23 protein-coding genes and 1 pseudogene are annotated in these 26,183 nt (G+C 66.3%); 14 read left to right on the top strand and 10 right to left on the bottom strand.

Features of this window, described 5'->3' with window-relative positions; all coding sequences use genetic code 11:
* Window positions 1-62: 62 nt before the first annotated feature.
* Complete coding sequence (locus tag MAAFP003_RS13225; RefSeq protein ID WP_096287568.1) at window positions 63-2,321, bottom strand: molybdopterin-dependent oxidoreductase; 2,259 nt, start codon at window positions 2,319-2,321, stop codon at window positions 63-65.
* Window positions 2,322-2,371: 50 nt separating this feature from the next.
* The gene (locus MAAFP003_RS13220) at window positions 2,372-2,797 is read right to left on the bottom strand and encodes a PPOX class F420-dependent oxidoreductase (protein WP_096287566.1); all 426 of its coding nucleotides are present in this window, start codon (window positions 2,795-2,797) and stop codon (window positions 2,372-2,374) included.
* 184 nt (window positions 2,798-2,981) lie between these two features.
* On the opposite strand from MAAFP003_RS13220, the gene MAAFP003_RS13215 reads away from it, so the two are divergent.
* The 3 genes from MAAFP003_RS13215 (at window position 2,982) to MAAFP003_RS13205 (ending at window position 4,722) form a co-directional block, all read left to right on the top strand.
* On the top strand, window positions 2,982-3,164 hold the full coding sequence (locus MAAFP003_RS13215) for a hypothetical protein (protein WP_096287564.1): 183 nt from the start codon (window positions 2,982-2,984) through the stop codon (window positions 3,162-3,164).
* A gap of 54 nt (window positions 3,165-3,218) precedes the next feature.
* Window positions 3,219-3,659, top strand: coding sequence for a nuclear transport factor 2 family protein (locus MAAFP003_RS13210; protein ID WP_096287562.1), 441 nt, complete (start codon window positions 3,219-3,221; stop codon window positions 3,657-3,659).
* Between the two features lie 202 nt (window positions 3,660-3,861).
* Complete coding sequence (locus tag MAAFP003_RS13205) at window positions 3,862-4,722, top strand: alpha/beta fold hydrolase (RefSeq protein ID WP_096291119.1); 861 nt, start codon at window positions 3,862-3,864, stop codon at window positions 4,720-4,722.
* Here MAAFP003_RS13205 and MAAFP003_RS13200 read toward each other — a convergent pair.
* From MAAFP003_RS13200 to MAAFP003_RS13190, 3 genes are read right to left on the bottom strand one after another with little or no spacing between them, the layout of a single operon-like run.
* The gene (locus MAAFP003_RS13200) at window positions 4,719-5,204 is read right to left on the bottom strand and encodes a nuclear transport factor 2 family protein (RefSeq protein WP_096287560.1); all 486 of its coding nucleotides are present in this window, start codon (window positions 5,202-5,204) and stop codon (window positions 4,719-4,721) included. The two genes, MAAFP003_RS13205 and MAAFP003_RS13200, sit on opposite strands and share 4 nt — an antisense overlap.
* 10 nt (window positions 5,205-5,214) lie before the next feature.
* Window positions 5,215-6,060, bottom strand: a complete 846-nt coding sequence (locus tag MAAFP003_RS13195) for a mycofactocin-coupled SDR family oxidoreductase (protein WP_096287558.1) — start codon at window positions 6,058-6,060, stop codon at window positions 5,215-5,217.
* The gene (locus MAAFP003_RS13190) at window positions 6,057-6,860 is read right to left on the bottom strand and encodes a mycofactocin-coupled SDR family oxidoreductase (RefSeq protein ID WP_096287556.1); all 804 of its coding nucleotides are present in this window, start codon (window positions 6,858-6,860) and stop codon (window positions 6,057-6,059) included. Before MAAFP003_RS13190 ends, MAAFP003_RS13195 begins: the two co-directional genes overlap by 4 nt.
* Before the next feature lie 250 nt (window positions 6,861-7,110).
* Here MAAFP003_RS13190 and MAAFP003_RS13185 point away from each other — a divergent pair, with 250 nt between their 5' ends.
* From MAAFP003_RS13185 to MAAFP003_RS13165, 5 genes are all read left to right on the top strand, one after another.
* Window positions 7,111-8,292, top strand: a complete 1,182-nt coding sequence (locus MAAFP003_RS13185) for an acyl-CoA dehydrogenase family protein (protein ID WP_096287552.1) — start codon at window positions 7,111-7,113, stop codon at window positions 8,290-8,292.
* A gap of 32 nt (window positions 8,293-8,324) precedes the next feature.
* Window positions 8,325-9,233, top strand: coding sequence for a biphenyl-2,3-diol 1,2-dioxygenase (gene bphC / locus MAAFP003_RS13180; protein WP_096287550.1), 909 nt, complete (start codon window positions 8,325-8,327; stop codon window positions 9,231-9,233).
* Entirely contained in the window at window positions 9,230-10,696 is a 1,467-nt protein-coding gene (locus MAAFP003_RS13175; protein WP_096287548.1) for an FAD-dependent oxidoreductase, read from the top strand. Before bphC ends, MAAFP003_RS13175 begins: the two co-directional genes overlap by 4 nt.
* A 173-nt stretch (window positions 10,697-10,869) precedes the next feature.
* Entirely contained in the window at window positions 10,870-11,715 is an 846-nt protein-coding gene (locus MAAFP003_RS13170) for an IclR family transcriptional regulator (protein ID WP_096287546.1), read from the top strand.
* The gene (locus MAAFP003_RS13165) at window positions 11,712-12,542 is read left to right on the top strand and encodes an SDR family NAD(P)-dependent oxidoreductase (protein ID WP_096287544.1); all 831 of its coding nucleotides are present in this window, start codon (window positions 11,712-11,714) and stop codon (window positions 12,540-12,542) included. Before MAAFP003_RS13170 ends, MAAFP003_RS13165 begins: the two co-directional genes overlap by 4 nt.
* Here MAAFP003_RS13165 and MAAFP003_RS13160 read toward each other — a convergent pair.
* Together MAAFP003_RS13160 and MAAFP003_RS13155 are read right to left on the bottom strand one after the other, a co-directional pair.
* The gene (locus MAAFP003_RS13160) at window positions 12,457-12,804 is read right to left on the bottom strand and encodes a ferredoxin (RefSeq protein ID WP_096287542.1); all 348 of its coding nucleotides are present in this window, start codon (window positions 12,802-12,804) and stop codon (window positions 12,457-12,459) included. The two genes, MAAFP003_RS13165 and MAAFP003_RS13160, sit on opposite strands and share 86 nt — an antisense overlap.
* Window positions 12,795-13,922 carry a 3-ketosteroid-9-alpha-monooxygenase, oxygenase component gene (locus MAAFP003_RS13155; protein ID WP_096287540.1) on the bottom strand — a complete coding sequence of 376 codons (1,128 nt, stop codon included), beginning with the start codon at window positions 13,920-13,922 and terminating at the stop codon, window positions 12,795-12,797. The genes MAAFP003_RS13160 and MAAFP003_RS13155 overlap by 10 nt, the downstream gene beginning before the upstream one ends.
* A gap of 101 nt (window positions 13,923-14,023) precedes the next feature.
* On the opposite strand from MAAFP003_RS13155, the pseudogene MAAFP003_RS30105 reads away from it, so the two are divergent.
* A pseudogene (locus MAAFP003_RS30105) lies at window positions 14,024-15,726 on the top strand (3-ketosteroid-delta-1-dehydrogenase).
* Here MAAFP003_RS30105 and MAAFP003_RS13145 read toward each other — a convergent pair.
* Window positions 15,723-16,334 (bottom strand): PadR family transcriptional regulator, encoded by a 612-nt coding sequence (locus tag MAAFP003_RS13145; RefSeq protein WP_096291118.1) that lies wholly within the window; start codon window positions 16,332-16,334, stop codon window positions 15,723-15,725. The pseudogene MAAFP003_RS30105 and the gene MAAFP003_RS13145 sit on opposite strands and share 4 nt — an antisense overlap.
* A gap of 209 nt (window positions 16,335-16,543) precedes the next feature.
* Here MAAFP003_RS13145 and MAAFP003_RS13140 point away from each other — a divergent pair, with 209 nt between their 5' ends.
* From MAAFP003_RS13140 to MAAFP003_RS13125, 4 genes are all read left to right on the top strand, one after another.
* Window positions 16,544-17,464, top strand: a complete 921-nt coding sequence (locus MAAFP003_RS13140; protein ID WP_165796400.1) for a TIGR03619 family F420-dependent LLM class oxidoreductase — start codon at window positions 16,544-16,546, stop codon at window positions 17,462-17,464.
* 165 nt (window positions 17,465-17,629) lie between these two features.
* Complete coding sequence (locus MAAFP003_RS13135; RefSeq protein WP_423790895.1) at window positions 17,630-18,739, top strand: alkene reductase; 1,110 nt, start codon at window positions 17,630-17,632, stop codon at window positions 18,737-18,739.
* A 93-nt stretch (window positions 18,740-18,832) separates the two neighbouring features.
* Entirely contained in the window at window positions 18,833-22,381 is a 3,549-nt protein-coding gene (gene car / locus MAAFP003_RS13130) for a carboxylic acid reductase (protein WP_096291116.1), read from the top strand.
* A gap of 35 nt (window positions 22,382-22,416) precedes the next feature.
* The gene (locus tag MAAFP003_RS13125; protein ID WP_096287536.1) at window positions 22,417-23,349 is read left to right on the top strand and encodes a TIGR03564 family F420-dependent LLM class oxidoreductase; all 933 of its coding nucleotides are present in this window, start codon (window positions 22,417-22,419) and stop codon (window positions 23,347-23,349) included.
* Window positions 23,350-23,353: 4 nt separating this feature from the next.
* Here the strand turns inward: MAAFP003_RS13125 and MAAFP003_RS13120 are convergent, their stop codons facing one another.
* Together MAAFP003_RS13120 and MAAFP003_RS13115 are read right to left on the bottom strand one after the other, a co-directional pair.
* Window positions 23,354-24,205: a hypothetical protein gene (locus tag MAAFP003_RS13120; protein WP_243394016.1), complete on the bottom strand. Its 852-nt coding sequence runs from the start codon at window positions 24,203-24,205 to the stop codon at window positions 23,354-23,356.
* Window positions 24,206-24,262: 57 nt separating this feature from the next.
* Window positions 24,263-24,712 carry a DUF1003 domain-containing protein gene (locus MAAFP003_RS13115; protein ID WP_096291114.1) on the bottom strand — a complete coding sequence of 150 codons (450 nt, stop codon included), beginning with the start codon at window positions 24,710-24,712 and terminating at the stop codon, window positions 24,263-24,265.
* A 339-nt stretch (window positions 24,713-25,051) separates the two neighbouring features.
* On the opposite strand from MAAFP003_RS13115, the gene MAAFP003_RS13110 reads away from it, so the two are divergent.
* On the top strand, window positions 25,052-26,176 hold the full coding sequence (locus MAAFP003_RS13110) for an FAD-dependent oxidoreductase (protein WP_096287534.1): 1,125 nt from the start codon (window positions 25,052-25,054) through the stop codon (window positions 26,174-26,176).
* Window positions 26,177-26,183: the final 7 nt, after the last annotated feature.

Below are 26,183 nucleotides of genomic sequence, written 5' to 3'. Positions count from 1 at the left end.
CGCATTCGAGGGTTCAGCAAACAGCGCGAGCGTCGACCAGCTGCTCTGGCGCAGGCTGGTCGTCAGCCGGTCGGGGCGGCCTCGAAGCGGGCTTGATCCTCGAGGACGGTCACCGGTATCCCGTTGAGGGCGCCGTTACCGGATGGCTCGTCGACAAATGTCGGCAGGGAGAGCGCGTTGGTATTGGCGCCCGGTGAGCTGTTCGCGACGGACATGCGCGTGCCCGGCTTGCCATGTCCCCAGCCGTGTGGCATCGACACGACACCGGGTTTGATCGCATCGGTGATCTCGACGGGCACTTTGATCTCGCCGGCCTCCGATTTCACCGTGACGACGTCGTTGTCGGACACGCCGCAGCGCGCGGCGTCGTCGGGGTGGATCAGCAGCGTGCACCGGTCCTTGCCCTTCATCAGCGCGGGCACGTTGTGCAGCCAGGTGTTGTTCGAGCGCAGGTGCCGGCGGCTGACCAGGACCAACTGCTCGGCCGGCCGCTGCATCCGCGCTTGGAGCCGGGGCAGGTCGTCGAGCAGGTACTGCGGAGCCAGCCGGATCTTCTTATCCGGGGTGCCCAAAATGTCGGGGAGCTGCGGCACCATCGGCCCGAAGTCGATGCCGTTCGGATTGGCCTTGAGCAGGTCCAACGTCAGCCCGCCCGGGTTCTTGCCGTATTGGTCCCCGAACGGACCGGTGCGCAGCGTGAGGTCCAGTATGCGTTCGGGCCCGCCTTTCAAACCGGCTGCGTCGTACAGCGTGCGTAGCTCGGCGCCGTCGACTCCGCGGGTGAAGGCAAGGTAATCGAAGAAGCCGTCGTCGATCGCGGCGACGTCGACGTCCTCGGCCGGTGTTCCGGTACACAGGCCGGTCAGCCGGATCAGGATCTCCCATTCGTGCGGGCGATCACCGGGATCGAACACCGGCGCCGAGTAATTCGCGATGCTGTGGATTGCGAACAACAGGATCAGGTCGTCGTGGTGGGGCTGCTCGAGCGGTGACAGCCCGGGCAGGATCACATCGGCGTGGCGGGTCGTCTCGTTGACCCCGAGGTCGATGGAGATCATCGCTTCCAGCATCGGCAGCACTTCGTCGAGCTTGTCGCCGCCGGGCGGGGGCAACACCGGGGTGCCCGCGACGGTGATCAGCGCCTTGAGTTGCCCCTCGCCCGGTGTGGCGATTTCCTCGGTCATGCAGGACACCGGGGCCTGCCCGAGCACTTCCTTGGCGCCGCGCACCCGGGTGTGCCAGCGGCCGAATTCCGGGAGACCGCCCTCCAGGCCGGGCAGCGGTTGCGTGGTGATCGACCAGGCCGCCGGCTTGGGGAACATCGCTCCGCCGGGAGTGTCGAAATGGCCGGTCAAGATGTTGATCACATCGACCATCCAGCTGGCCAAACTGCCAAACTCTTGGTTGCACAGGCCAATTCGGCCATACACCACTGATTTCCCGGCACCGGCGAGTTCGCGCGCCAACCGCCGGATGGTGTCGACGTCGATGCCGGTGACATCGCTGACCCGCTCGGGCGGCCAGGCCGCGGCGACGTCACGCATCGTCTCTAACCCATCTAGGCAGCCATCGACGTGCGGGCCGGGATTCACCAGGTCCTCGGCGAACAGCGTGTGCGCGACCGCCAGCAGCAGGGCCGCGTCGGTGCCGGGCACGATCGGCAGCCACTCGTCGGCCTGCGCGGCGGTCTGCGTGCGCACCGGGTCGATCACGATCACTTTGCCGCGTTTGCGGATTCCGTCGATCAGGCCCATCACGTCCGGTGCGGCCAGCAGTGAACCCTGCGACGCGGCGGGGTTGGCGCCCATGATGACCAGCAGGTCGGTGCGCTCGATGTCGGGCACGGGAAAATTCCACCAGAGGCCGTACATCAGGTGTGACGACAGATTCTTCGGCCATTGATCGACCGTCCCCGGTGAATAGGTGACCGGCATCCCGGACATGCCCATCAGCACGCCGGCGTAGCGGGCCAGCGAAAACGAATGTGCCAGCGGGTTGCCGGTGTAGGCGGTGACCGCACCGATCCCGTACTTCTCGATCACCGGCGTCAGCAGCTCGGTACAGCGCCGAAACGCCGCATCCCAGCTGACTTCCCGGAACTCGCCGTCGACTTTGATCAGTGGGTTACGGACGCGGTCCGGGTCGTGATGTACCGCGCCCAGCGAAACGCCCTTCGGGCAGAGATGGCCACGGCTCCACACGTCGTCACGGTTGCCGCGAATGCCCGTCACTACGCCCGCTTCGACCTGAATCTCCAAGCCGCACATGGCTTCACACAGCGGACAGGTCCGAATATGTTTGCCGTCAGCTCCCGGTTTCATCCACTTACTGTATTGCGATACTCCGGGTAGCGGAAGTGGCAAAGCTCAGCTCAGGACACCCAGGGTCCCATGCCGCCGACCTTCTCGATGCGGATGCGGTTGAGGTACCCCGGCGGAGCGTCGTCCGGAGGGAACTGCACGTCCGGACTCCCCAGCTGCGCATCGAGTTCCCTCAGCAGCTCCGGGGCGCCGCCCTCGACAATCCGCGCCGTCCCGGCGATCGACAGGTATGGCCGGGGCCGGATGCCCTGGTCGTCTATCGCCACGATCGTCACCGCGACCCGCGGGTCCTTGCGAATGTTGCGCAGCTTCTTGTAGTCGGCCAGGTGGGCGCTGACGAGTTCGTCGCCGTCCGGCGTGGACTGCAACGCGACCCAGACCAGGCTGACCTGGGGGCTGCCATCGGGATTGACGGTGACCAGGGTGGCGTCGACACCCTTGCCGATGAGGTTTCGTGCGGCGTCGTTGAGTTCCATGCGTTGTTCTACGGCTTCCCGAAACGATTCATTCCCGCTCAGGACGGCGGAGTTTGTAACCCGCGGCGCTATTCCTTGAGAGACATTTGAATCTGACAAGTTGCCTATACATCGCCGAGGCATCAGCCCTAGCGTCATGTAGGACCGAACGACCTGCCCAGGAGCTAGGAGCCGGAGGCGCGGCATGACCGATCAGCAGCCCCCGATGAACATCGAGTACCTCCGACGTGAAGTGCTCGCCCGGATAGACGCACACCCACTCGACGACTGGTCCCCCGCCTTATTGCAGGCCATGATAGCCGTTTTCGACTTGAACGGCGTCATGCCCAAGCCGCTGCACCGCTTCCAGCCTCGCATCGTCCAGTAGGCCGCCTGACTAAGGTGCTGTGAAGTACCTGCGGTCGGGTGAGGAGTCACGGCGATGGAGATGTGGGAGCTGGTGGCCCGCGAGCAGATCCGTGACACGCTCGCCCGATACAACTGGTCGGGTGACGCGGGCCGGCTCGACGGGCTTTCCGAGACCTTCTGCGTCGACGGCGTTCTCGAGATTCGGGGTGCTGAACCTCTGCGTGGCCGATCCGCGATCGTCGCGTTCCTCGGTGGTGTCACCGGCAAGCTCGCCGTCGAGGCGGACGTCAAGCCGGTCGTTCGGCACAACGTCGCCAACATCTCATTCACCTCGTTGACTCCCGACGAGGCTCGAGTGTCCTGCTACTTCACCGTCGTCACCCACCTCGGACTCGACCATTTCGGCCGCTATCGCGATGTCTTGGTGCCCGACGGTGGCACCTGGCTGATCAAGCACCGCACGGTGTCGACCGATTGGGCAGCCGCCGATTCCGCCATGGCCAGGCCGTCCTGAGGCCTTGGCGCACAGCTACTTTCGTCGTGCACGCTCGGTATTGAGTGTGCGTCCGGGACCGAAAGTCGGCGATATTGTCGCCCTGAGCGCGCACTCCAAACCGTGAACGCACACTCGAGGCCGTGAGCGAGACGCTCGCCGCGCCTACCGCTGAGCGGAACACCGCTCACGCACCACGCGGGGACATGGCAGGGTGGCATGCGTGTCCAATACCTCCGTCGAGCATGACCTGCGTGAAATCACCACCCCGAAGGGCGGTTTGCGCTACTACGACTGCGGCCCGGATTCCGGTCCCGCGCTGCTGTTCCTGCACGGCTCCGGCCCCGGGGTCACCGGCTGGCGCAACTTCCGCGGAATTCTGCCCACGTTCGCCGAGCACTTTCGCTGCCTGATCCTGGAATTCCCCGGCTTCGGGGTCACCGACGACCTGGGTGGTCACCCGATGGTCACGGCCTTCGGCGCGGTGGCGCCGTTCCTGGACGCGCTCGGAGTCGAGAAGGCGCACATCGTCGGCAACTCGATGGGTGGCGGCGTCGGCATCAACTTCGCCATCGGTAACCCGGACCGCGTCGACCGGCTGGTGACCATCGGCGGCATCGGCACCAACATTTTCAGTCCCAGCCCGAGCGAGGGCATCCGGCTGCTGCAGGAGTTCGTCGAGGACCCCACCCGGCAGCGGCTGGTCGACTGGCTGAAGTCGATGGTGTACGACCAGGCGCTGGTGACCGACGAACTCATCGAGGAGCGTTGGCAACTGGCCACCGATCCCGTCACGCTGGACGCCGCGCGCCGGATGTACGGCAAGGCGGCGTTCGCCGCGATGAACTCCGCGATGGCTGCCTCGGACCGGCCCTTCCCGTGGGCGACGATGCACAAGCTGGCCGCGCCCACGCTGCTGACCTGGGGCCGCGACGATCGGGTGAGTCCGCCCGACATGGCGCTGATCCCGATGCGCACCATTCCCAACGCGGAGCTGCACATCTTCCCGAACTCCGGGCACTGGGCCATGATCGAAGCCAAGGCGGCCTTCGAAAGTACGGTCCTGGCCTTCCTGTCTCGTTAGGGCGCTCCCGCAAGTCCTTTCAGCAGCAACGCGTGCGCGTCGGGATTGCCGTCGAGCACCCGGCTGGTGCGGGTGGTGATCTGCCACTGCTCGTCGACGCGGCGCAGCACGAAATGGTGTGCGGTGGCGCGCCATACCCGGTAGGAACCCTTCTCAGCGCCGTCGCGGACCAGCACCAGGGACTCGCAGACCGCCACCGCGTCGTCGCCGTCGACCGTGACGACACACGGCCCCAGGAAATGCGAGCAGCCGTTGGCCACCAACTTCTGGTGGGCCTCCGAGCTGATCATCGCGTGCACATCGGCACGGCCTTCCATCCGCCAGCCGTCGACGTCGTACACGCCGTCGGTCGCCCACAGCCGCGCGCTGGCATCCGGATCGCCGGCGTCCACCGCGGGACCGTAGGACGCGATCAACTGTCTGATGTCGCGGTCGTCCTCCAGCCGTCGCAGCCGGGTCAGCAAATCCGCCACGTCGGTCATCGTCGTCTCCTCATCGCTGGGTGGCGCCCGCGTCGACGGGCAGGACGATCGCGGTGATGTAGCGCGCCTCGTCGGAAGCCAGAAACAGCGCGGCGTTGGCGACATCGACCGGATCGATCCACGGCACCGCAAGCATATTCATCGCCGTCGCGGCCTCGGCGAATTCCACCCGGCTCCGCGGCCGGTCCAAGTCTGGCCGAAACGCGCTGCGGACGGCGTCGTTCTGGATCATCGGTGTGTCGACGTTGGTCGGGTTGATGCAGTTGACCCGAACATTATGTGGCGCAAGCTCATTGGCCAGACTACGCATCAGGCCGACCACACCGTGCTTGGCTGCGGTGTAATGGGCCACACCGAGCAAGCCGCGCAGCCCGGCGATCGAACTCGTCAGGACCATCGAGCCGGCGCCGCGCGCGATCAGGTGCGGCGCGGCAGCCCGGCACGTGTGCCAGACTCCGGTGAGGTTGACGTCGAGCATGGTGCGCCAGGCGTTTTCGTCCAGGTCCACCGCCATGCCGCGGGAAGTGATTCCGGCCGTCGCGCAGACCACGTCCAAGCCGCCGAAGCGCCGGACACCGCGGTCGGTAGCGGCCCGCATCCCGGCGAGGTCGCGCACGTCGACGATTTCGGAATGCACCTGCCCGCCTGTTTCCGCGACCAGGGCCGCCGTCGTCTCGAGGTCTTGTGGCGTGCTGGGCGGGATCACCACGGTGTCGACGGGCCCGCACACATCCAATGCCACGATGTCGGCGCCCTCCTGCGCGAAGCGCACGGCCTGGGCGCGGCCGATCCCCCGTGCCGCGCCGGTGATCAGCGCGACTTTCCCGTTGAGACGCCCTTCGGCCGTCACGGTCATGTCGTCTTCTGGGTCAGGCCGGCGTCGACGACAAGCTGGGTGCCGGTGATGTAGCGGCCCTGATCCGATGCCAGGAACACCACGGCGTTGGCGATGTCGACAGGCTCCACCCACGGGACCGGCAACAGATTGCGCGCCTGCAGCACCTCGGCCGCGTCGGCCGCCGTCGGGTTGGCCAGATCGGGCCGCAGCTTGCGGTACATCGCCTCGTTGAGCACCATCGGCGTCGCGACCGGCCCCGGGTGCACCGTGTTGACCCGGATGCCGCGCGGTCCCAGCTCGTTGGCCAGCGTGCGCGCCAACCCGACGACCGCGTGCTTGCTGGCCGTGTAGTGCGCGGTGTTCGCCGTCCCGCGAAGACCGTTGGTAGAGCTGATCAGAACGACGGATCCACCGTCGGCGCCGATGTGCGGCACGCCGGCTCTGACGGTGTGCCAGGCCCCGGAGAGATTGATGTCCAGCGTCCGCTGCCAGACCTGTGGGTCGAGTTCCCAGGACGGGGCGCCCGGGAGGTGAACACCGGCGTTGGCGATGATGACGTCCAGGCGGCCCAGCGTGGCGACACCGCTGTCGATCGCCGAGGTCACGTCCGCGAGGTCGCTCACGTCCGCGACACCCGTGACGCACCGACGGCCCCGGCTTTCGACTTCGGTTGCGATACTGGCCAATTCGTCGGCATGCAGGGCAACGTCGAGGGCGATCACGTCGGCACCCTCGTCGGCGAAGCGCTGACAGTGCACCCGACCGGTGCCTTTGCCGGCGCCGGTGACCACGACGACCTTGTCGAGTAAGCCGGTCATCGCTGCACCCACACCGAGGGTCCCTGCGCGCGCGGCTTGTGCAGGGCATAGAGGCCGGCGAACCCGGCACCCACCACGATCACATCGACGGCATCACTCATAGGTACGCACGGTATTGGCCGGTCGGCCGCCGCGCGCCGGGCTTCCCGGTCATCGGACACGTATTTGCGTCCGCTCATCGGGATTTCCTTTGGGACGGGCGAGGACTGCGGTAGACCATTACTTAGCCCACACACGTAAGGACACAGATATGAGCGACCGGGTACTGGACCGGGTAGTGGCCATGGCGGACCAATTGCGCGATCAGGCCGCCGAAGCCGAACAAATCGGCCGGCTTACCGACGACACCGTCAAGCTGATGAAGAGTGCCGGCCTGATCCGGCTGCTGCAGACCAAGCAATACCAAGGCTTCGAGGCCCATCCCCGCGAGTTCGCCGAGACGGCGATGGCCACGGCGGCGCTGGACCCGGCGGCGGGGTGGATCGTCGGTGTCGTGGGCGTGCATCCCTACCAGTTGGCCTACGCGGACCCGAAGGTCGCCGCCGAGATCTGGGCTGATGACGTCGACACCTGGGTGGCGTCTCCGTACGCGCCGCAGGGCGTGGCCAAGCCGGTCGACGGCGGCTACCTGTTCAACGGGCGGTGGCAGTTCAGCTCCGGCACCGACCACTGCGACTGGATCATCCTGGGCGCCATGCTCGGTGACGAGAATGGCGTCCCGTTGATGCCGCCGCAGATGCTGCACATGATCCTGCCGCGCAAGGACTACGAGATCGTCGAGGACTCGTGGAATGTGGTGGGGCTGCGGGGCACCGGTTCCAAGGACGTGATTGTCTCCGACGCGTTCGTGCCGGCCTACCGGACCATGGACGCCACCAAGGTGATGGACGGCACCGCCCAGCGCGAGGCCGGGATGACCGAGCCGTTGTATCTGATGCCGTGGTCGACGATGTTCCCGCTGGGCATCTCCGCGGCGACGATCGGCATCGCCGAGGGGGCACTGGCCGCGCACCTGGACTATCAGCGCGAGCGCGTCGGCGCCACCGGAACCGCGATCAAGGACGACCCGTATGTCATGCACGCGATCGGCGAGGCGGCCGCCGACATCAACGCCGCGCGCCAGGAACTGCTGGCCAACGCCGACCGCATCTACGACATGGTCGCCGCCGGTAAGGAGGTGTCGTTCGCCGATCGCGCGGCTGGGCGTCGCACGCAGGTGCGCGCGGTGTGGCGCGCGGTGTCGGCGGTCGACGAGATCTTCGCCCGCTCGGGCGGTAACGCGGCACGGATGGACAAGCCGCTGCAGCGGTACTGGCGTGACGTCCACGTCGGCCAGATGCATGCCATCCACGTACCCGGCACGGTGTATCACGCGTCGGCGCTTAGCTCACTGGGCGTCGATCCGCAGGGTCCGCTGCGGGCGATGATTTAACCGGATCGAGAATCCTAAAGAAGGCAAGTGACATGACCGACCTGAAAAGCCTTGGTTACATTACGATCTCGACAAATGACATCGACCGTTGGCGGCAATTCGCCTTCGGGGTGCTGGGTTTCGCGGAGGGCAAGGGTCCGGACCCGTCGGCGCTGTATCTGCGCATGGATGAGCGCGCCGCCCGGTTGATCGTGGTGCCGGGTGAGACCGATCGGGTGCTCACCATCGGCTGGGAGGTCCGCGACCACCCGGCGCTACAGCGGGTCAAAGCGGCCCTCGATGGCGCCGGGGTGCCGTTCAAACAGTTGTCGGTCGAGGAGGCCGAGGCCCGCCGGGTCGAAGAGGTGATCACCTTCGACGACCCGGCCGGCACCGCACTCGAGGTGTTCCACGGCGCGGTGCTCGATCACAGCCCGGTCGTCACCCCGTTCGGCGCGAGGTTCGTGACCGGCGATCAGGGCCTGGGCCATGTCGTGGTACCGGCCATGGATCCGGGCGGTGTGTTCGACTTCTACACCGAGGTGCTGGGATTCCGGTCGCGCGGCGCGTTCCGGGTGCCGTTGCCGAAAGAGTATGGCCCCGTGCGGGTTCGCTTCCTCGGCATCAACGAACGACACCACAGCCTGGCGATCTGTCCGGCAGCTCACCAGCGTGACCCGCGCCTGGTGCACATCATGGTCGAGGTCGACACCCTCGACGCGGTGGGCCAGGCGCTGGACCGGGTCAGCGCCGAGGGCTTCCAGTTGTCCTCGACGCTGGGGCGGCACACCAACGACAAAATGATCTCCTTCTACGTCCGGGCGCCCGGCGACTGGGACATCGAATTCGGCACCGAAGGCATGCGGGTCGACGAAAACCATTACACCGCAGAAGAAATCACCGCCGACACCTACTGGGGCCACCAATGGGTCGGCGAAATGCCAGCGGCGATGCGGTTATGACACCTGACACCGACGTCACGCCGATCCCGGCGTCGTCGATCACCGCGTGGGATCACGAGGCCGACGTCGTCATCGCCGGTTACGGCGTCGCGGGTGCCGCGGCCGCGGTCGAAGCATCGCGCTCCGGCGCCGACGTCCTGGTGCTGGAGCGCACCGGTTCCTGGGGCGGAGCGGCGGCGATGGCCGGCGGTTTCATCTACCTCGGCGGCGGGACACCGCTGCAAAAGGCTTGCGGCTTTTCCGATTCCGTCGAAAACATGGCTGCGTTCCTCAACGTGGCGATGGGACCGGGCGCCGACGAGAACCGGATCGCCGATTACTGCGCCGGCAGCGTCGCCCATTTCGAATGGCTGGTCGGGTGTGGCGTGCCGTTCAAGGCGGAGTTCTTCTCCGAGCCCGGCTGGGAGCCGATGGGCGATCAGGGCCTGATGTACAGCGGCGGCGAAAACTCCTACCCGTTCAACACCATCGCCTCCCCCGCCCCGCGCGGCCACATCCCGCAGATGCAGAACAAGAAGCAGGGCGAAGCCAGCGCGGGCTACATGCTGATGAAGCCGCTCGTCGAAACCGCGACGGCGTCGGGTGCTCGCGCGCTTTACGACGTGCGGGTGCGGTGTTTGATCGTCGAGTCCGACGGCAGGGTGGCCGGTATCCGGGCCCGCCAGTACGGCACCGAAATGACGATCCGGGCACGCACCGGCGTCGTGCTCGCAACGGGCAGCTTCGCCTACAACGACGCGATGGTGGCCCGCTACGCGCCGCGGATCGCCGGGCGTCCCGCCGCGTCGATCGAGCAGCACGACGGCCAGGCGATCCGGATGGCGCAGGCCCTCGGCGCCGACCTGGCCCACATGGATGCCACCGAGGTCGCGATCTTCATCGACCCCCAGCAGCTGGTGCGCGGGATCCTGGTCAACGGCCGCGGTCAGCGCTATGTCGCCGAGGACACCTACCCGGGCCGCGTCGGGCAGCTCACGCTCTATCACCAGGACAACATCGCCTACCTGATCATCGACAACGATGCCCAGGAAGAGGCGATGGCGTCGTGGTCGCCGAAATTCATGCTCCGCCAACCGACGTGGGTGGCAGACACAGTGGCGGAGCTGGAGCGCGACATCGGCCTGGCACCCGGATCGCTGCAGGCGACCGTCGCCGCCTACAACGAGGGTGCCGCGCGCGGCGAGGATCCGTTGCTGCACAAGAAGCCGGAGTGGATTAAGCCGATCGGCAGCCCGGTCGGCGCGATCGACCTGCGCGAGAACACCGGAGGCTTCACGCTGGGCGGGCTGGCCACCACGCTGGACGCCGAGGTGCTACACGTCAGCGGCGAGCCGATCCCGGGGCTGTTCGCCGCGGGCCGTTCCACCGCCGGGCTGGCCGCCTGGGGTTATGCCAGCGGTGTCTCTCTCGGTGATGGCAGTTTCTATGGCCGCCGCGCCGGGCGATCGGCCGCCAAGGGCTGAGTTTCTCTGATCTTTCGCGAGCGTACGCACACGGCGAAAATTCGGTCCGTGATTCGCGGTGTGCATACGCTCGCGGTTTCGTGTCTTGTGTGACAGCGCCCACACACGTGTGGTAGACATATCTTCCTAATAGGAATATAGCAGTCAGATAGACCGCAGCCCATGGAGGACCCATGACCGGGACGCCGAAGACCCTCGACGCCACTGCCCCCACGGCCGTGATCGACCGCATTTCGCTCGTCCTCGACGCATTCGACGGGCCGGGACGACTGACGCTGGCCCAGATCGTGCGGCGCACCGGGCTGCCGCGTTCCTCGGCGCACCGGATGCTCGAACGCCTGGTGCAGCTGCGTTGGTTGCGCCGCAGCGGTCGCGACTACGAGCTCGGCATGCGCCTGGTGGAACTCGGCTCGCTGGCCGTGCACCAGGACCGGCTGGTGCGCGCGGCCGGCCCGCTGCTCGGCGAATTGCACCGCGCCACCGGACTGGTCGCACACCTGGCGGTGCTGGACGGGCCGGACGTGGTGTACCTCGACAAGGTCGGCGACCGCATGGCCGACGCGATCCCCACCCGGGTCGGCGGCCGGCAGCCCGCACATTGCACGGCCGTCGGAAAGGCGATCCTGGCCTACCACGACGAGGAGGCCCAGGTCGATCTTCAGGTCCGCAAGACCAAGTACTCGGTCTCCACCGGTTCGCAGCTGGCCGCCGAATTGGCCAGGGTGCGCGCGCACGGCGTGGCGTTCGAGCGCGAGGAATCGTTGCTCGGATTCGGTTGTGTCGCAGCGCCTATCGGTGAGGCCGGTGAGGCTGTTGCGGCGGTGTCGGTCTGCGGCCCGATGAGCCGGATGATGTTCGATCAGCGACTGACGGCGCCGGGGCGCATGACGGCGATGGGCATCTGGCGCAATGCCGAGGACGGTCCGCTTGGGCGCCCAAGGGTGACACCCGCCCTGCAGCCGCGGCGCCCGCTGCTCCCCCAGCGTCGCGGTCCCGCACCCGCGTTGCAGTACGCGTGAATCCGTTCGCGGGCGGCGTCGCGGTCATCACCGGAGCCGGCTCGGGCATCGGTGCGGGCCTGGCCCGCCACGCGGTCACGCTGGGAATGACGGTGGTGCTGGCCGACATCGATGCCGACGCCATCGCGGTCCTGCGCGAACAGCTCTGCGCCACAGGTGGATCCGCGGTCGGCGTGGTGTGCGACGTGCGTGACCCGGACGTCATGCAGCAGCTTGCCGAGCGCACCTACCGCGATATCGGGGCCGTCCGGCTGCTAGTCAACAACGCCGGCGTGGGACAGTTCGGCTATCTGTGGGACACACCGGTGGCCAACTGGCGGCGGGTCGTCGACATCAACATCAGCGGCGTATTCCACGGTGTGCGAGCCTTTCTGCCCATGATGATGGCCACCGACGAGCCCGCCTGGGTGTGGAACCTGTCCTCGGTCGGCGCCGTAGTGGCAATTGCGTTGCAGGCGCCCTACATCGTGAGCAAGCACGCGGTGCTGGCGTTGACCGAATGCCTGTATCTGGATGTGGAGTCGGCCGGGCACGGTCACCACATTCACGTACAAGCGGTGCTGCCGGGTGCGGTGAAATCCAACATCTTCGAGTCGGCCGGCGGTGTCGACTCGCACGGGGACGGTGACGTTGCCGAGGCGCAGCGCGCGGCGATGCTCGACGTCAAAGCCGCTGCGATGGATGCGGAAACGGCCGCGGCGGCGATCTTCGAGCAGGCCGCCGAAGGCCGCTTCTACCTGCTCACCGAACCGGAGTATGTCGGGGCGGCGATGGCGGGACGAGCCAATGTGCTTGCGGCGCAGAGCCCTCCGTCTCGTCGACGATAGCCAGCTCCCCCTGGCGCACCGCATCCAGGATCGACTCGCGCAGCGCCGAACACACCAGGAACACCCCGCGATTGGCGTGCGCCGACACCGCTTCGGCCCGCTGCGCGCAGCGCCGGGTCGCATCGGCGTCCCACTGCACGCTGGTCTGATTCCAGGTGCTCTTGCGGACCAGCACCTGCGCGCCGCAGTTACCGCATGCCACGGGCAGCATCGGCATCTCGTCGAGCCGATTATCCATCTGCACCGGCGAATTCAACCACATACCGAACCCTGAGCCGCCATGTTCGCCTCGACCTCTTTCATCCACGCCTCGTACGGCCGAGTGGTGTCGAGCTCGAACTCGAAGCGGTCCACCATCTCCGGCTCGACATCGGCGACGTCGACGTAGAACTGCTCGTACCAGCGCCGCAGCTGATAAACCGGGCCGTCCTCCTCGACCAGGAGCGGATTGTCGATGCGCGCCTTGTGCCGCCAGATCTCGACGTCCTGTTCGAAACCCAGCTTGACGTAATCGCCGAGCTGAATCGCGGTCTGGACTGGGTCTCCGGGCAGCGCTTCGGACTTCTTGACGATTATGCCGTACTGCAGCACAAAGGAATTCGAGTCGATCGGATAGTGGCAATTGATCAGCACGGATTGCGCGTCACCATATTCGTAGTGATAGGTCAGGTCGTCGATCATGAAGGACGGACCGTAATACGACGCCACCGACGTGTTGCCGAGCATCCGAGCACCTTCGGTGCCACCCATGTCGGGGCGACCCTCGCCGTTCATGTACTGCGTCGCGACGTGACCCTCGAAGATGTTCTTGAAGTAGGTCGGCAATGCACCGTGGATGTAGTAGAAGTGCGCCATATCCACGACGTTGTCGATGATTTCACGGCAGTTGCTGGTAGCGACGACCGTGGTGTACCAGTGCCAGTCGGTCCATTCGTCGCTGGTGGCACCCTCGATGCGCGGGATCGTCACCTCTGGCGGCGGTGGTTTGCGTTCCGGATCGTTCCAGACGAACAACATGCCGTCCTGCTCCAGCGTCGTCCAGGTCGCCGTGCGGGCCAGCCGGGGCGCACGTCGGGCGTACGGGACCATCTTGCATCGTCCGTCACCGCCCCAGCGCCAGTCGTGGAACGGGCAGGCGATCTCGTCGCCCTTCACCTCGCCCTGGGACAGGTCGCCGCCCATGTGCCGGCAGTAGCTGTCCAGGACGTTGATTTTGCCGTCCCCGCTTCGGAAGACGACAAGCTTCTGGCCGAACGCGTTGACCGCGTGTGGCTTGCCGTCACCGAAATCTCTGATCAACCCCAGACAATGCCAGCCGCGGGCAAACCGCGTCGGTGCGGCCTGGGCCTCAATGAGCCGAATGTCGTCGGTGTCATGCATAGGCACGATTTAACTCCGCGAATAGACCCTTTTGGACTTGGCTGTTCCACTCATCAGGACGACCATTCCGCTGCCTGGGCGGCGCGAAATACCGTTCTCGGGTGACAGCACACAGCGCGACCATCCCCGCTGGACTTCCTGTGGCCGACACGAGCGCCGACTTGCTGGTCGTGGGCTCGGGCACCGGGATGGCCGCGGCGCTGGCCGCCCACGAACTCGGGTTGTCGGTGCTGGTCGTCGAGAAGGCGTCGCACGTCGGGGGCTCGACCGCGCGGTCCGGCGGCGCACTGTGGTTGCCCGTGGGTCCGGTGCTGGCCGAAGCGGGTGCCGGCGATACGCAAGAGCACGCCACGACCTACCTGGACGCGGTGGTTGCGGATTCGGCGCCCCGGCAGCGCTCGACGGGATTTGTGACGCACGTGAGCGCGATGGTCGACATGTTGCGACGAACCACTCCCCTGCGATTCTTCTGGGCGCGCGACTACTCCGATTACCACCCCGAGGAACCCGGCGGCAGCGCGACGGGACGCACCTGCGAGTGCCATCCGTTCGACACGTCGCTTCTCGGCGCCTACCGCACCCGCCTGGAACCGGGCTTGATGGAGGTGAGCGTCCCGGTCCCGACGACGGGCGCCGATTACCGCTGGATGAATCTGGTGGCACGAGTGCCGCGCAAGGGAATTCCGACGTTCGCCAAGCGAATTGGGCAAGGAGTGGGCGGCCTGATGCTGGGCCGGCGCTACGCCGCCGGCGGTCAGGGTTTGGCGGCGGGCATGTTCGCGGGCGTGTTGCGCGCCGGCATCCCGGTATGGACCGACACCAGCCTGTTGCGTCTAGACGTCGACGGTCATCGGGTCCGCGGCGCGATCGTGGTGCACGGCGGCCGTGAGGTGTCGATCACGGCTCGGCACGGCGTCGTGCTGGCCACCGGCGGTTTCGATCACAGCATGGACATGCGCTGGAAATTCCAGTCGGAATCGTTGGGCGCCAACCTGAGTCTGGGTGCGGCGGCCAACACCGGCGACGGTATTCGCGCGGGGCAGGAACTCGGCGCTGGCATCGATCTGATGGACCAGGCATGGTGGTTCCCCGCCGTCGCGCCGCTGCCCGGCGAGGCGCCCGCCGTGATGCTGGCCGAACGGTCGCTACCGGGCAGCCTGATCGTCAACCAGCATGGGAGCCGCTTCGCCAACGAGTCCTCGATTACATGACCTTCGGCCAACGGCTGCTGGAGTTGGAACGCGCGGGCAGTCCGGTGGAATCGATGTGGATCGTTTTCGACCAGCAATACCGCAACAGCTATGTCTTTGGCGCCCAACTCTTTCCGCGGATGCGTATCCCGCAGAGGTGGTACGACGCCGGCATCGCGGTCCGCGCCGACGACTTCGCCGAACTCGGCGCCCGGATCGGCGTGCCGGTTCCGGAGTTCACCACGACGGTCACCCGCTTCAACGAAAACGCCGCCGCCGGTGTCGATCCCGACTTCGCGCGGGGTCGCAGTGCCTACGATCGCTATTATGGCGACCCGACGATATCGCCGAACCCCAACCTGCGAGCGTTGACCAAGGGCCCGTTCTACGCCGTGAAGATGGTGCTCAGCGACCTGGGCACCTGCGGCGGATTGACAGCCGACCACCGGGCGCGGGTGCTGCGTGAGGACGGCGCCGTGATCAACGGGCTCTACGCAATCGGCAATACCGCTGCCAACGCGTTCGGCACTACGTATCCGGGTGCGGGTGCCACGATCGCGCAGGGACTTGTCTACGGCTACATCGCCGCGCGGGACGCGGCCGGCGCCGATTAGTCGGCTTCGCGCTTGGCCTGGACCTGTTTTTCGACCTCGCGCCAGGAACCTGGCGTGGTCCGCGGTTTGCCCGAACTACCCTTCGGCGCCGTCTGCAGTATGCGGTCGGCCTCGTCGATGTCCTTCATCATCTCCAGGGCGAACTCGCGCTCGGCGGCGTAGTACTTGGCCGCCCAGCGCAACGCGATCACCGAGTAAGCCCACGCGGGTTCGGCTTCGGCGCCCTCGGCGTCCTCGACCGCCTTGCGATGGCAGGCCTCGGTGTAGGCCACGTAGTCCTGCAGCAGCTCCTTGAGCCGGCTCGGGTTACTCAAATGCCCCAGCGTCATGCGCATCAGCACGCTGTGTTTGAGCACCGGGGGGTCCACCGGTGCGTCAGTGGCCCACTCGGTAACCGCCGCCATTCCAGCCTTGGTGATCTTGTAGAGCCGCCGGCTGCGGGTGCCCTCGTCGTGCTCGACGCGAGACGTCGCCAGGCCCAGGCCCTCCAGCTTCTTCAGCTCGGTGTAGATCTGGCTGTACGACGGGCTCCAATAGTAGAGGTCGACACTCCAGTCGATCCACTTCTTCAGGTCGTAACCCGAAACTTCCTCTTCGTAGGAGAGCATGCCCAGCAGCGCCCAGCTGGTCGCCGCAAGCGACCCTTTCACCGGCTCTTCGCTGGTCCGCGCCACGTGGCCAGGTTAACAACTCCGCACCCGTGATCGCGCGACACTGACCGCTGGCCGGGACACGCTAGGTTTCCGGTTTTGGATGACGACGGCGGCCGGGTGAGCTTTGATTTCGTGGTGGGCAGCATTCGAAAAGGAGTTCCCGCGTGAAATTCGTCTTCCCGCTTCCGCATATGCTCCGGCTCAAGGCCACGATGCAGCCGTGGGAACCAGAGGTCACCGGGCCCGATCAGACCCGAATGGCAAAATGCGCCGACCGCTGGGGCTACGACATGATCGCTTTTCCGGAACACCTCGTCATTCCGGTCGAGCATGTCGAATTGTCCGGGCCGCACTATCTGCACTCAACGGTCGCCCAAGCCCATGTCGCCGGCGCCACCGAACGCATCGCCATCAATTCCTGTGTCACGATCTTGCCGCTGCAGCATCCGATCGTCCTGGCCAAGGCGTTGGCCACCGCCGACTGGATGAGTGGGGGCCGGATGATGGTGACCTTCGGAGTCGGTTGGCTGGCACGGGAGTTCGAACTGCTCGGGGTGCCGTTTCACGAGCGGGGCCGCATCGCCGACGAATACCTCGCCGCGATCGTCGAATTGTGGACCAGCGACACACCGCAATTCGAGGGTCGTTACGTATCCTTCGACAACGTCGTGTTCGAGCCGAAACCCGTTCAGAAACCACATCTTCCGATTTGGATAGGCGGTGACGCCGACGCGGCTCTGCGGCGGGCGGCCCGGCATGCCTCGGGTTGGTGGGCGTTTCTGACGCCGCCCGAACACATTGCCGAGAAGGTGGACTACATCAAATCCCAGCCGTGCTACGACGGTCGGCCGTTCGACGTGATGCACGGGATGGGCACCAATCGGGTCGGCGAGGGACACGTTGTCCGAAAGGGGATCCGCGACCGGCCGGGTATGAGCGCCGAGCAGATCATCGACAGGCTGAACTGGTTTGCCGAGCAGGGCGTGACGGTCAGCGCCGTTCCCGTTCCGGCGGTACGCGGCGTCGACGAATATCTCGACTACGCGCAGTGGGTGATCGAGGAGATCAAGCCGAACGTCCGTTAGCTGCGTTCGCTCGCTGTGGGAGTCCACGCCTCGCATGCGGTAGGACACGTGTCCTAGCGGCGACGGTATCGCACCGACACCATGGAGGTGTCCGCACGAACAACGGGCAGTTCGCAGGTGCGGTGTTGTGGCGGTCAACTCCCCGGACGAAAGGAGCGGACAACCGTGGCTCGAAGATTCGCCGCTCGCGCACTACCCACGCGGCTGCTGTGCCCGGGCCATCCTTTGCTAGCCCCAATTCAATTGGGCGCGTTGTACGCTCCGAACCGGATTCTGATGGCGCCCATCACCCGCACCCGCGCCGACGACGACGGAGTGCCCACCCAGCTGATGGCCGATTACTATGCGCAGCGGGCGAGTTCGGGTCTGATCATTTCCGAAGGCACCTTCGCTTCGGCGCGTGGGCGGGCGTACCCCAACCAGCCCGGTCTGCACACCGACGCACAACTTGACGGATGGGCGCGCGTCGCCGAAGCGGTCCACGCGGCGGGTGGCCGAATTGTGATGCAAATCATGCACTCTGGCCGGATCTCACATCCCGCTATCCTGGGCGGTCGACGGCCCGTGGCGCCGTCGGGGATCAGACCCAACGGCACGGTGCACACCGCCGTCGGCAAAAAACCCTTCGTTGTACCACACCAACTCACTGCTCACGAAATAGATTGCACCGTAGCAGTTTTCGTGTCCGCCGCGTGCCGTGCCCGCGCCGCCGGCGCCGACGGTGTCGAGATCGACGCCGCCGACGGATACCTGTTGAGTCAATTTCTCACCTACGACGCGAACTATCGACGCGACCCCTATGGCGGCTCCGCTCAGGCTCGGGCACGGCTTCCGAGCGAGGTCATCGCCGCGGTCGCCGACGCGATCGGTCCCGACCGGCTGGGGCTGCGCATCTCGCCGGGCAATCCGGAGAACGACATTCACGAACCGGACCTCGAGGCGCACCTGATCCTCGCCAAGCACGCCCGCGAACTGGGGTTGGCATATCTGCACGCACGAGTCCCACCCGAACGGCCGATCTACTCGTGGCTGCGTCGCCGCTGGCCAGACCGTCTGCTGCTCAATCGCAGGTTCCAGACGACGACCACCCGCGAGCGAGCCGTCGACGTCGTCACGACCGGTACCGCAGACGCCGTCACCATCGACAGTGCGTTTCTGGCGAATCCGGATCTGGTGCGGCGATGGACCTACGGCAGCCAACTCAACGCGCCCCGGATGGAATTCCTCTACACCGGCGGCGCATTGGGCTATACCGATTACCCGTCGATGTCGTGACGCGTAACCGAACTCACACTCACTGGGCGCAATACCCCAATCATCCGGGTGGTGGCCGGCTTCGAAGAAGAAATAAAGACGGAAGGACACACGATGACAAGCGGATCGCTGCGTGACACAACCTTGACCGGGACGGGTGATGACCGAGACGAGCAGCTGGCCCGGCGGGTGGCTGAATTGTTCGACACCGAACCGCAATTCCCGGCGGCCGTGCCGCTTCCCGAGGTAATCGAGGCGGCCTGCACGCCGGGCCTACGGCTCACCGAGGTCATCGCGACGATCGTCGGGGGCTACGCCGATCGTCCCGCGCTCGGGGAGCGTGCTCGCGCGTTGGTGACCGACGCCAACGGCCGCACGTCGATCCGGTTGCAACCACGCTTCGAGACCATCAGCTACCGCGAATTGTGGGACCGGGTGCGCGCGATCGCCACCGACTGGCACAACGACCCCGAGAACCCGATCGGCTCAGGCGATGTCGTGGCGACGATCGGATTCTCCAGCGCTGACTATCTGGTCATCGACCTGGTCTGCGCCTACCTCGGCTTGGTGACCGTGCCGCTGCAACACAACGCCTCGGTGGCCCGGCTGCGCCCGATCATCGAGGAATGCGAACCGACGATCGTCGCAGTCAGCGCCGAATACCTGGACCTGGCAAGGGAATCCGTGCTGACCAGTGCCTCGCTGCGGCAGCTGATCGTCTTCGACTATCACGCCGGCGTCGACGAGCAGCGGGAGAACCTCGAACAGACCCGGGTGCGCTTGCAGGGCTCGGGCACTCACGTCGTCGTCACCACGATCGACGATGTCGTCGAGCGAGGCAGCCAATTGCCTGCGGTCGCACCGATCACCGACGGCGGCGACGACCGCTTGGCAATGATCATGTACACCTCCGGCAGCACCGGAACGCCCAAAGGCGCCATGTACACCGAGGCGACGGTCACCAAGGTGTGGACATCGGGCTCGTTCCTCACATCCGGCCTGCCGGTCTTCAACGTGAATTTCATGCCACTGAATCACCTCGGCGGCCGGCTGCCCCTGGCGTCGGCATTCATCGCCGGCGGCACCAACTACTTCGTCCCCGAGTCCGATCTGTCGACGCTGTTCGAAGACTGGGCACTGGTGCGGCCCACCGAACTCGGTGTGGTTCCCCGGGTGGTGGAGATGCTGTACCAGCACTACCGCGGCGCCGTTGACCGCGGGATCGCCGAGGGGGCAGATCCCGCCACCGCGGAGCGGGATGCCGCGACGGAGATGCGCGAGAGTGTGCTGGGCGGCCGGGTTCTGGGCGGTTTTGTCGGGAGCGCACCGCTGGCACCGGAGATGAAGGCCTTCCTGGACGGGGTGCTCGGCACGCACATCCTGGACGGCTACGGTCTGACCGAGACCGGAATCCTCACCCGCGACGGTGTGATCAGCCGCAAGCGGGTCGTCGACTACAAACTGATCGACGTCCCGGAGCTCGGTTATTTCCTGACCGACCGGCCTTATCCGCGTGGGGAATTGCTCGTCAAGACCGACATGATGACGCCGGGCTACTACAAGCGCCCGGAAATCACCGGCCAGGTTTTCGACGAGGACGGCTTCTACAAGACCGGCGACGTGATGGCCGAGGTCGGGCCCGACCGGCTGGTCTATGTCGATCGTCGCAACAACGTGCTCAAGCTTGCCCAGGGCGAGTTCGTCGCGGTGACGAATCTGGAGTCCATCTACGCCGGGGCACCGCTGGTACGACAGATCTTCGTCTACGGCAACAGCGAACGACCCAGCCTGTTGGCCGTAATCGTGCCCACCCCCGAAGCGCTCACCGAATACGGCAACAGCCCTGCTCTGAAAACTGCTGTGCACCAATCCCTTCGGCAGACCGCGGCGTCCGCCCAGTTGCAGTCCTACGAGCTGCCCGTGGACTTCATTCTGGAAACCAAACCGTTCACCACCGAAAACGGGTTGCTTTCCGGCTTGGGCAAGCAGCTGCGCCCCCGGCTCAAGGAACGCTACGGCGAACAGCTCGAGCGGCTGTACACCGAAATCGCGGCCGCACAGGTCGACGACATCCGGATACTGCGCGAGAGCGCGGCCGACCGGCCCGTGGTGGAGACGCTGGCCGGAGCCTGTCGCGCCCTGCTCGGCGCCACGAGCGCCAACTCCGAAGCGCATTTCACCGACCTTGGCGGAGATTCATTGTCCGCGTTGACCTTCTCGCACCTGCTGGATGAGATCTTCCGCGTCGAGGTCCCCGTCGCGGTGATCACCAGCCCGGCCAACACCATCGCGAAGATCGCCGACTACATCGACGCCCAGCGCGGTGCCGGTATCCGTCGGCCGATCTTCAGCACCGTTCACGGGCAAGGCAGCACCGCTATTTCGGCCGCCGACCTGACGTTGGACAAGTTCATCGACGCCCGCGCATTGTCCACCGCTGCGTCTCTGCCGCACGCCGCCGGTGCGGCGGATACGGTGCTGCTGACCGGAGCGAACGGTTGGCTGGGACGATTTCTGACTCTCGAGTGGCTGGAACGCCTTGCCGAACGGGGCGGCAAGCTGATCACGATCGTGCGTGGCCGCGACGACGATGAGGCCAGGGCTCGCTTGGAAAGCGCCTTCGACAGCGGCGATCCCGAGCTGCTGAGCCGCTTCCGCGAGCTTGCCGCCATGCATCTCGAGGTGCATGCGGGCGATGTCGCCGACCATAACCTGGGCCTGGACCCCGCGACCTGGCGGCAGCTGGCCGACACCGTCGATCTGATCGTGCATCCCGCCGCACTGGTCAACCACGTGTTGCCCTATGCCCAGCTATTTGGGCCCAATGTCGTTGGGACCGCCGAACTTATCCGGCTGGCGATCACGACCCGAATCAAGCCGGTCACCTACCTGTCCACCATCGCGGTCGCGATGACGGTGCCGCCCGGCGAGTTTCAGGAGGACGGTGACATCCGGCAGGTAAGCCCCACCCGTGCGCTCAACGACGACTACGCGAACGGGTACGCCAACAGCAAGTGGGCCGGCGAGGTGTTGCTGCGGGAGGCCAACGAGCTGTGCGGCCTGCCGGTCGCGGTGTTCCGCTCCGACATGATCCTCGCCCACACCCGATACCGCGGGCAACTCAACGTGCCCGACATGTTTACCCGGCTGATCTTCAGCCTGCTGGTGACGGGCATTGCGCCGCATTCGTTTTACGAATGCGACGGGATCGGCGGCCGGGCGCGGGCACACTACGACGGGCTGCCGGTCGACTTCATCGCCGAGGCGATCACCACGATCGGCTCGGGGGTCACCGGCGATTACCGCTCGTTCGACGTCATGAACCCATACGACGACGGGGTCTCGCTGGATGTGTTCGTGGACTGGCTGATTCGGGCCGGACACCGGATCCAGCGCATCGCCGACTACGACGAATGGCTGAGCCGGTTCCAGACCGCGCTGACGGGTTTGCCCGAGCGGCAACGTCAGCGGTCGGTCCTGCCGCTGCTGCACGCGTTCGGAAAACCCGAGAAGGCAATCCGGGGTGCGGCCGCACCCACCGCCGTGTTCCACGCCGCGGTGCGTGCCGCCGACATCGGACCCGACAAAGACATCCCGCATATCTCGGCGGAGTTGATCGACAAGTACGCCGAGGACTTGCGGCAGCTGTCCTTGATCGGCTGAGACTCGCCGATAACCACCGAAGAAAGGAATGGTTTATGGAGATCAGCATCTTCAACAGCCTGGGCGACGGCGACGGACCGTCGCTGGTGGACGAGTACATCGAGACCGTTGCACGCGTGGCCGCGGAGGGCTTCACCACCATGTGGTCGGCCCAACTTCCGTGGCAACTCGATCTGCTGACCGTGCAAGGACTCGCACTGCGCGCGGTGCCGGATATTGAACTGGGCGTGGGTGTGTTGCCCCTCCAGGTCGCCCATCCCATGTTGACCGCCCAGCGCGCGCTGACCCTCAGTGCGCTCGCCGGTGGGCGGTTCAAACTCGGTCTGGGAGTGAATCATCCGCAGATGAGCGAGGAGTTGTGGGGAATCCCCTGGGACAAACCGGTACGGCGGATGAACGAATATCTGGACGGTGTGCAACCGCTGCTCGCCGGTGAGGAGGCCCACGCTGTCGGCGAGACGGTGACAACGCGTGGCGCGCTGCGGGTTTCCGGCATCTCGGCTCCCCCGGTCTACATCGCCGCGCTGGGGCCGCAAATGCTGCGCGTGGCGGCGCGGCGCACCGCGGGCACATTCACCTGGATGACCGGACCCACGACGCTGGCCAATCATGTCGGACCCACCTTGCGGGAGGCCGCGGCCGCGGCTGGGCGGCCCGAGGGCGCCGTCGAGGTACTGGCCGGCCTGCCGATCTGTGTCACCGATGACGCGAACGGCGCCAGGGCCCGGGCCGCCGAAGAATTCGCGATCTACGGCACGCTCCCGTCATATCGCGCGATGCTGGAGCGCGAGGGAGTGAGCCGCCCCGAGGAGATCGCGCTCATCGGCGACGAAGCCACCGTCGCCGATCGCGTCGCGGAAATAGGCGCCGCCGGCGTCGACGAATTCGTCGCGTACCCGTTCGGCGACGACGAGACCATGGCACGAACCCGCGCGCTGTTGCGGAAGGTCTCCGACCCCACCACCTGACGGATCACCGGATCCGCAGTCCCCGCTTGCGCACCCAGAGCGTCGCCGCAATGGTTCCGGCCAACCACACCGCGACCGCAATGCCCAGGTGCACGAAGCTTTTCGTGTCGCGGCCGAAGACCGGCCAGATCAGCGCGGGCACCTTCGTCCAGAGCAGCTGATGCTCTACCCCGTTCATCGGGTCGGCGAAGTAGTACAGCGCGTAGGGCAGCGTCAGCGCAACGATCCAGCCGCGGGTGCGGCGATGGTCGCCACGCTGCCGCCAGCGCCGGGTCAGCGGCGCGACGCCGACCGGGTGCAGCACGGAGAAGAAGTTGCCCACCCCGAGCCAGGACACGATGGGCACCGCGACCGTCGGGATCGTGATGCCCAGGCGCTGCGGGGTTTCCAGCCACAGTGTGAGCACCACCGCCGTCACCAACGTCGGCAGCCCGACGATTACCAGCAGGGCCAGGTTCTTGATCACCAGCACCCGCCCGAACGGCACGCCGTCGGACACCGCCTGGATGACTCGATAATGGTCCGAGCCAAGCAGATTCGTCGTGGTGACATCGGCGAGGATCCACGACGAGAAGTACGTGCCGACCAGTACCACCCAGTCCTGGTGGCGGCCCAGCGTCAGCGGCTGCACCGCCAACCACCCCACCGCGAAGACCAGGTTCGCCACCACGCCCATCAACCAGGTGCGGGGCGGGGTGAAGGCCCAGCGGATTTCGGCCGCAACGGCCGGCCACAGCGGGTGACTCAAATCCTTGGCCGCCCGCTTGGCCGCGGCGGGACGAGGTGCGGATGCCCGCACCACCGTTCGCAAGGCGGCACGCAACCGCGGGCGCATCGTCTCCTGCAACTCCGCCATGTCAACCCCCACCCGAGCGACCACCCGCTGTACCAATGCCTATTGATCGAGCGAATGTCACTGCGGCGTTGTCCCGATGAACCGCCGGTGCAGTTCCTCGGTGAGCAGGTGGATCTCACGGGTCAGTTCGGTGTTGGTCTTCAGCTCCAGCTCCTGGGTCTGGAAGTCGTGGTCGGCCCTGGCCTGTTGGAAAGCCGCTTGACGGTTCTGGCCGATCATCACGAATGTCGACAGGAAAATCGCCTCGAGCGACACGACCAGGGTCAGCGTCGGCCATGGACTGGGTTCGACGAACACCATCCACACGCCGAACAAGGCCGCGTGCAGCCAGACGAAGTTCATCGATCCGGCGAATGCCGTGATCCGGTCCGCCAGTCTCAACTGAAAATTGTCGCTGCGCCGCTTGGCTTCCTCGAGGACAGCGGGGTGATGGATCTGCCCACCGCGCAGCAGCCGGCGCGGAATCAATTGGGGGCTGTGTCGATGGCCCTCGGCTGGTGTCGTCATCGGAAGCCGTTCCTTTCTGCGGCGGTGATGCGCGCGTTCGGTGTCCACTGAGCCGCTCCGGCGAATGGACGAGCCGCTGGCCAATGCTAGTGGCCGACGAGCGGCGCAACGGCGAAGACGTTGACCCACAGGCGGTCTTCACCGTGGCGACGAGCGATTACTCGCCCCTGTCCGCAGCTGAGCTCACACCCCAGGTCGCCGAGTAGAACGTGTTACAGTTTGCCGATTCCGGCCGGTGGTGTCAGCCGGGCGTCGCAGGGGCGAGGAGGCCCGCATGGATTCCAGCGCCGGTGGCCGCGCGCGTTCCAAACGCCTTGGGGCAGAAATGGATACGCCGTAATGGCGGCGCGCAAGCGCGTCGTCGTGGCGGGGCTGGGCGACGTGGGCCTGTTGACCGCGATCCGGCTGGCCAAGCACGCCGACGTGGTCGGAATCTCCGCCAAGTCCGCGCTGGTAAGCGGCCAGGAACTCGGCGTCCGAATCTCCCGGCCTGGCGACTGGGCACGCGACTACTGGATACCCTTCGACCGGTTCCGCGGTCTGGATCGGGTGCGCACCGTGCAGGCCACCCTGACCGGAGTGGACCTGGCTTCTCGAACGGTGTTCGGCCGCGGCGGCGACGGCGCGACGACAGCCGAGGAGTTCGACGCACTGGTGATCTCCACGGGGGTGACGAACGGCTTCTGGCGCCAACCGACCATGGAATCGGCCGACGAGATCGGCGCCGGGCTGCACGCCGCGCACAATCGCCTGGCCGCAGCGGGCTCGGTCATCGTTGTCGGCGGCGGGGCCGCGGCGGTTAGCAGCGCGGTCAACATGGCAACCACCTGGCCGGACAAGCGAATTGACCTGTACTTCCCCGGCGAGGCCGCACTCGTCGGGTATCACCCGCGGACCTGGGACCGGATCCGCGGCCGACTCACCGCACTGGGCGTGGGGGTGCACCCCGGCCATCGTGCGGTGCTCTCGAACGGCGCCGGCCACGAGATCACCAGCGAACCCGTCAGCTGGACCACCGGACAACCGCCGGCCACCGCAGACGCCGTGCTCTGGGCCATCGGCAAGGTACGGCCCAATACCGACTGGCTGCCACCCGAACTGCTCGACGAACACGGTTTCGTTCGGGTGTCACCCGAATTGGAGGTGCCCGGCCATCGCGGTGTGTTCGCCGTCGGAGACGTCGCGGCCAGCGACCCTCTGCGCAGCTCGGCACGCAACCGCGGAGACTCGTTGGTAGCGCACAACATTCGTGCCGAGTTCACCGGTCGACGGCTGCGCACCTACCGAACGCCGGGACGACGGTGGGGCTCGTTGGTGGGGATCCAGGCCGACGGGCTGGAAGTCTTCCTGCCCACCGGCCACGCGTTCCGGCTGCCCGCCTGGTCGGTCCAGCGCGTGGTGATGCCGGGCCTTGTCCGCTGGGGCATGTACCGCGGGGTGCGGGCGAACGACCCGCTTCGATAATCACCTG

This window comes from Mycobacterium ahvazicum (assembly GCF_900176255.2).
Lineage (GTDB): Bacteria > Actinomycetota > Actinomycetes > Mycobacteriales > Mycobacteriaceae > Mycobacterium > Mycobacterium ahvazicum.
The sequence above is the reverse complement of the archived record's forward strand: the minus strand, read 5'-3'. Positions and strand labels throughout refer to the sequence as shown.